Source organism: bacterium (assembly GCA_022616075.1).
Classification (GTDB): domain Bacteria; phylum Acidobacteriota; class HRBIN11; order JAKEFK01; family JAKEFK01; genus JAKEFK01.
The window spans coordinates 1-6,619 of the sequence record JAKEFK010000126.1; the positions used below are offsets into that span (position 1 = coordinate 1).

Below are 6,619 nucleotides of genomic sequence, written 5' to 3' on the forward strand. Positions count from 1 at the left end.
CACCCGTTCCCATTCCGAACACGGCCGTTAAGCCCACCAGCGCCGATGGTACTAACTTGTACGCGAGTTGGGAGAGTAGGTCGTTGCCAAGATTAATTTAAGATAAAGAAGCCAGCCTTCGGGCTGGCTTCTTTTGTTCTGGCCACCGAATTTGATTTGCAAAATACCGAATCTTATTGCGCATCAGATCGTCCGAAGAAATTTCTGGCAGTGCATTTTCCTCCGACACATGTAAGAATTCTCTATTGAACTGAAATCGACTATGAACCAGAAAAAACGCAGATCCTTCCTGTTTAAAGCTTTAGTTTTAGTTATATTTCTTGGCCTAGTTGAGTTCTTCTTCAATCCTCTTGGTCTTGGCCCACAACCAGCTTCAATACTTGGACCTGCATTTTTTGATACCACGGTCAAAAACATGAAGGACGTAGAACTTCTTATTGATGGAAAAGCAGCATTTGATGCTGTCTTTGAAAGTCTGGATTCTGCGAAAAAGTCGATCTATGTTCAGACTTACATCTGGAAGGATGATAAGACTGGAAAGACAGTTGTTGAGAAGTTAAAAAAAGCTGCAGACCGTGGAGTAGAAGTTACAGTAAACAAGGACATGCTGGGGACCGTTTTTGAACTAGGAGACATTTTCAACGGTCGACCGAGTCCGGTTTTTACTTCGGCAGGACTCAAAAATTATCCGAATATCAAAGTGAATACCAAGATCTTTGCTCATTATGATCACTCCAAATATTTCATCACAGATCATGAAACGTTGATCTTTGGCGGGATGAATATCGCGGACGAATATCACTTTGAGTGGCATGATTATATGGCATTAATCAGAGGAAAAGATCGTGTGGCTGCCTTTGAAAACCGGGTGCTAAAAGGTAAACCCTGGCCCGCTGGTCTTCCCGCAGTAGTTGCTGTAAACGATGAGCATGCAACAGAAATACGAACTGGATTAAGGGAGATGATTGATCACGCAAGAAAAAATATTGTTGTTCAGCATGCATATTTTTCCGATGACATCATTATTGAAGCGTTGCTTCGCGCTACTGATCGTGGAGTAAAGGTAGATGTGATTTTACCAAAAGCTCCTGATACCCACAGTCTTGCCAACAAAGTCACAATGAATCGTCTGCTGACTTCAAAAAACAAGAACAATATCCGGATTTTTTTATACCCGGTGATGAGTCATGCAAAAGTTTTATTAACAGACCGAGAATTTGTCGCAGTTGGATCCGCGAATCTCACTCCTCGCAGCATGCTTACAAGCAAGGAACTAACATTGTTCGTCCATGGAAATCCGGATGAACCGTTCTTGCAAAAATTGCGGAATCAAATGGATGCCGATCTGGTAAAAAGCTCGCAAGTTCTGGAAAGTTCCAAACTTACTTTAATGGACCGGATTCTGGGGCTGATCGGAAAGTATGTTTGGTAAATCTCAAAAAAAGTGCCGAGAGTTGTGCTGGGCTGAAATCCAATGATCCGTTGCGCGAGCGATCGTCGCCAAGATTAATTTTCTCGCAAGGTTTTTTGCAATGAGGTTTTAGTTATTCCTTCTGTTTAGTTTGCTGGCAGAGAATACCCAAGTGGCGTATTCTTCGCTCATTAATCGCATGTCTAAATGAAGCCTATTGATGACGGAATCCGGATTGTGATCCGTCAAGGCAAGAAGGAGACTACGATTATGAACAGGAATTTATTCATCGTGTTTTTGTTCGCGTTAACATTATTTTTTGGAAGAGAGGTGAATGCACAACATGTGTATACCTATACATACACAGATCCTCACAATGTTTACATATTAGTTTCCAAAGAAAAGGGAAGTACGATAACGCACAAGTGCGTTATTAAATTCGATTTAGAAGTCATTGCGGCTACCTATGTTCATGGTGAAGAATTTCTCAGAATAGGATCGAGTCCCATAACATTAGACAAGTTGTATGTAACTTTCAAAGGACCTAACGGCGCACCGTATATTGGTGTGTTTGAGGTAAATGTAGAGTCTTGCGAGGTATTTTCAAAAGGTACAGCTGAACCGCTAAATCCGCCAATCGATTACAGTAAAATTAAGACGTTCGATAATAAGGCACGTTCGCAATATACAAACCATCAAATTTTCTCAACCCGTGGATCAGGTACTGTTGGAACATCTGCAGCTGATGAGATGGCTGATGTGGCTCTATTCGCACCAGGACTTGCAACCGGAACTGTTGCCAATGATTATTGCCGCTACAGCATCAAAGATGACGGACTCTCCGCGGGCCAAAAAAAGACATTGTTTAATAATCCTCCGGGCACATTTATTCTTGGAGGGACTATTAGCCGCGATGGAAAGATTGCGGTTCAATTCACGGCGACGAGTTCCACATCATGGAAGATTACGACTGTATTAGTTGATAAAGGTAACCCAAAACAATCCACGTCTTGGTCTGTGCCTCCTTATAGCAGTTACAGTCTTGACATCAGTGGTCCTGTCACTTTAGGAACGGGGGCTGGTGGCATATCTCAAACCGTGAGATATTTGGTTTTCCGTGCTTTTCGGAATGTGGGTACAGCGAATCAACAGAGTCAGCTCCAAGTTCAAACAATCGATGCTACAACCGGAAAGCCAATCGGCGCGCCGATGGAGCTTACACCATTTGCAAAAGCAGCCAATGGAAATTTTAGAATCGGCTCAGTCCATTGCGATCGCTCCGGATGCAAGCCATGTGATCTTTTCCTCATTCAGCAGTGCTTGTCAACGATATATTGTCAAAGGTTTCGCATTAAGTTCCACTGGAACAAGAGTTGGAGTAATCAAGACACTTGCTTCCTGTTCAAAGCTATCAGAAACAGGAGCCCGTGGGTTTGATATCGCAGAAATTTCTGAATCCGTTTCCGGGAATTAGAGGTTTTAATCCGGAGCTTGCTTTGTTTCACCGTTGGTTCGAGGTCTTTATTGGATGGCAACCCTAGGAGAAGTCAGACCCCCTGCGGACGATGTAATGGTGATTTCAGAAGGTGCAGGATTCACACCGGATCTCTGGAAAATGTAAATACGTTTTACAGCGTCGTACTTCATCTTTCCAAATCGTTGAATACTCAGGATTGCATGGGGTGCTGATGTGCTTCGTATTTCCACTAAGAGTTTCTTGCTTTCCCGTTTATAGACTACAGTCTTGACGCTCAGGATGTCAGCTCCCGCCGCAATACGAACCGAACTCTCAATATTAATCCGTCCTGTTCCCAACTGATTTTTGTATTTGGTGTTGATGCCGTAAATGTAGTCGGTACCAGCTTTAAGCGGTCTGAGAATTTGATTCAGTTCCAGATCTTTGCCAGGATTTCGAGCTGACAGCTTGGACATGATCAGAGCGGTTTCCGCACTAACAAAAGGAGCTGACATAGAAGTGCCATCCCATTTCGCAAATTGAGAATTCATGAACGTACTATAGATTCCAACTCCAGGTGCCGATAGATTGATTCAGTTGCCAAAATTAGAAAAACTTGCCTTCTTATCGTTTTGGTCTGTTGCCGAAACAGCAATGACATCAAGATTCCCGATGTCGCCGGCAGCGGGATAATGCTTTGTGGAAGAATTACGATTGCCTGCGGAGGCAATGACAGGAATCCCGTTATTGAGTACTCCCCGAAGCGCCGCAAGTAATGTAAAAGATTGTTCTGCAAGTCCTAAGCTGAGATTGACAACGATAGGAATGTTGGGACCATCCCCTTTACCAGAATTATCATCTGCAAACTCTTGTACAAAGTTCAGAGCTTTAACAACTTGATCAACCGTTCCAACTCCTTCACTGTTTAAAACGCGAAGCGGCATGATCTTAGCCTCTGGAGCAAGTAGCGCAATAATTCCGGCAACGTGAGTGCCGTGTCCTGCGCCTTCGTCAATTTGCGAATCATTATCATCATCGAGACCATTTCTTTCATCCATTGGATCTTCATCATCATCCACGAAATCGTAGCCAACAACTTCGTTATCATCCTTCAGGATATGATCTGCAAGATGCGGGTGAAGATCTCAAGAAGTTCAATGTTCCGACTCTTATTCTGCATGGGGAGGATGATCAGATCGTGCCGATCGGCACCTCTGCGCTTCTATCATCGAAGATCGTCAAAGGCTCAACTCTGAAAGTCTATCCGGGTCTGCCTCACGGAATGTGCACGACGCATAAGAACGTGATCAACGAAGATTTGCTTACCTTCATCAAAGCGTGAGAATCGCAATTCTCAATACTCGATTCTCAAAAAGCTTTTGTGAAACATAAAAAGCCAGTCCGAAGGGCGGGCTTTTTTTATGTACGCGAATTTCGCCTCTACTGTTTCGTGGTTGCCGACGCAATGTTAGAAGGCGCGGAACTTCCGCGTCCATTTTGCGCAACAACACGAAATGAATATGCCGTTCCAGGAGTTAACGATTTCACATCAAATTGTTTTGAGTTAGTCTGAAGAGTAAAAATGGTTTGAAACGAATTCTTATTCTTGCGTTGGATTAAATAGCTGTCCTCATTGTCAGAAAGATCTGCCCATTTTAGGCGGATACACGTCGAAGAAAGTGCTGTTGCTGTAAGATTCTTTGGCTGTTTTGGCGAATTCGAAATATCCAAACGTTGCAAATAGTTGCTTCCATCTCCACTGCCGGTATCTTCTGCTCCACCAAAAACATAAATGAAACGTTGGAAAACTGCAGCGGGGTTGCCATGGACTGCATGAATCATCGGATTCAAAAGCTCCCAGCTATTTGAATCGAGATCATACCGTTCCACTGAATTTACAATGGATCGTCCAATGAGATCTTCGCCTCCAAAAACGTAAAGCCTTTTTTCGAAGACTGCAGCACCCATACCGCTTCTAGCACGGTTCATTGCAGCACCGGTTGACCAGGTGTTGGTCGCGGGATTATAGATCTGGTTCAGATCCATGTTTCTAAAACGATTACGCCCTCCAACTACATGAATCCTTCCTTTTAGTACACCTGCCTGTACATGTTCCGATGCAACTGGAAGTGAAGCACGGGTTTGCCATGAATCTTTCACAGGGTCATAGACTTCATGTGCATTCAAAGCAATACCCTGGTTGATGTTTGTAGTTCCTCCGATTAAATGGATTTTTCCATTCAACACAACGCTCGCCATCGCAACTCGAGGGGTCGGAAGAGATTTGCCTTGCGTCCATTTTTTTGATACTGGATCGTAGATTTGAACTGCATCTTCAGCCATGTGTCCACCGATCACGTACAACTTATTATTTACAGATACGAGAGCCGGATGATGCGTTCCCTTTGGCAGATCGAGAGCTCGTGTCCAGCGATTATTCTTTATGTCATACATAAGCAACGAACGGTTATTTTCCGGCAGATATCCACCGGCTGTAAAAATAAGACCATTCACACTGACTGCTCCAAATTCAGAGGTTTCTTCAGGCAATGGTTCGCGCAATGACCAATTGCCCTGGTGTGGTCCGATCGGACAAGTCTTCTCTTGTGACCACAAGAAATTGCTTGTACCTAGAATCATCAACAGTGCGAATGGCACTAGATTTTTTGGCTGGAACATTTTCCCTCCGAGTTCAATCAAGAAGTCTTATCCTATTGTGGCTTGGAGGCGTGAATTGTTTCAGTCCGAGTAGAACTTCCTGCCTCACAAGTCAAATTTGGCCCGAGTCATGACATTTGGTGGATCGTTTGTGTCAAAATCGTTGGTCCGCTTTGGCTAACGGTAGTATGCTTTCGGCACTTGATGAGTACGAAAAACATTCCGATTTTTTTCCTGGTATTAGTTTGCTTTTCAATTTCTTGCAGTGCTGATTCTCAGCAACAAATTTCTGAAATTCCATTTTCTTATTTCAGTGAGACATTCATGGTTGTTCCTGTCCAAATTAACGGAACCCTCACTCAGAACTTTATTTTTGATACAGGGATTGGAGTGAATCTAATCTCGAAATCGATATGCGAACAACTTCATTGCAAAATTGAAGATGAGTACTCTGGCAAGAGAATGTCTGGTCAGGAGATCCGAACTCCTATGTCTTCTGTTGATTCTCTATCTGTTGCTGGACACGAACTGAAGAACGTACCTGTTGGAGTTTTCGATCTTGAAACGATGATGCCTCGATCAGGGATTGGCGGATTTCTCTCTTTGGGATTTTTCAGAAATCTCCCTTATTCGGTGGATTACACAAAACGGACTATCACTTTCGAAACTTCTGAATCCCTGGCAAAAATTCGTGCTGAAGGAACGCGTGTGCCGATCCTCCAAGACATTGAAGGTCCCGCGTTACAAATTTTCATGCCTCTTGTTCTACCGGATAGTCGGAGAATTTCGGTTGAGGTGGATACCGGAAGCCAAATATTGATTCTAAACGAATCGTTTATGAAAGCACTTGGGGTAACACCAGACGGACCGGAAGTTAAGCGTAAAGATGGAAAGGATGAGACGGGACACACTTTTTCGAGATTCTTTACCAACCTTGAAGGAAAGGTTCATCTTGTTCAGTCAACCGATATCGGAATCGAGCATCCCGAAGTTATGTTCCAGAAGATTATTTATGACGGACTAGTAGGACACGATTTCCTGAGCCGTTTCCGCGTGACTTATGATCTTCCCAATTCAGAAATAATTTTCAGACC

The 6,619-nt window shown here is 43.5% G+C and carries 4 protein-coding genes, 1 rRNA gene and 2 pseudogenes; 5 read left to right on the forward strand and 2 right to left on the reverse strand.

Features of this window, described 5'->3' with window-relative positions; translation table 11 throughout:
• From rrf to L0156_10220, 3 genes are all read left to right on the forward strand, one after another.
• A 5S ribosomal RNA gene (rrf, locus tag L0156_10210) occupies nucleotides 1–92 on the forward strand; the annotation flags it as partial.
• A gap of 323 nt (nucleotides 93–415) precedes the next feature.
• Nucleotides 416–1,432, forward strand: a complete 1,017-nt coding sequence (locus L0156_10215) for a phosphatidylserine/phosphatidylglycerophosphate/cardiolipin synthase family protein (protein ID MCI0603376.1) — start codon at nucleotides 416–418, stop codon at nucleotides 1,430–1,432.
• Between the two features lie 186 nt (nucleotides 1,433–1,618).
• Nucleotides 1,619–2,848, forward strand: a complete 1,230-nt coding sequence (locus L0156_10220; protein MCI0603377.1) for a hypothetical protein — start codon at nucleotides 1,619–1,621, stop codon at nucleotides 2,846–2,848.
• A gap of 84 nt (nucleotides 2,849–2,932) precedes the next feature.
• Here the strand turns inward: L0156_10220 and L0156_10225 are convergent.
• Nucleotides 2,933–3,946 (reverse strand): annotated as a pseudogene (locus L0156_10225) (S8 family serine peptidase).
• Between the two features lie 59 nt (nucleotides 3,947–4,005).
• Between L0156_10225 and L0156_10230 the strand changes: the two are divergent.
• A pseudogene (locus tag L0156_10230) lies at nucleotides 4,006–4,209 on the forward strand (alpha/beta hydrolase).
• Nucleotides 4,210–4,307: 98 nt separating this feature from the next.
• Here L0156_10230 and L0156_10235 read toward each other — a convergent pair.
• Nucleotides 4,308–5,546: a fibronectin type III domain-containing protein gene (locus L0156_10235; GenBank protein ID MCI0603378.1), complete on the reverse strand. Its 1,239-nt coding sequence runs from the start codon at nucleotides 5,544–5,546 to the stop codon at nucleotides 4,308–4,310.
• A 303-nt stretch (nucleotides 5,547–5,849) separates the two neighbouring features.
• Between L0156_10235 and L0156_10240 the strand changes: the two genes are divergently transcribed.
• Nucleotides 5,850–6,619 (forward strand): retroviral-like aspartic protease family protein (locus tag L0156_10240; protein MCI0603379.1); only part of this gene is annotated, 770 nt, incomplete at its 3' end.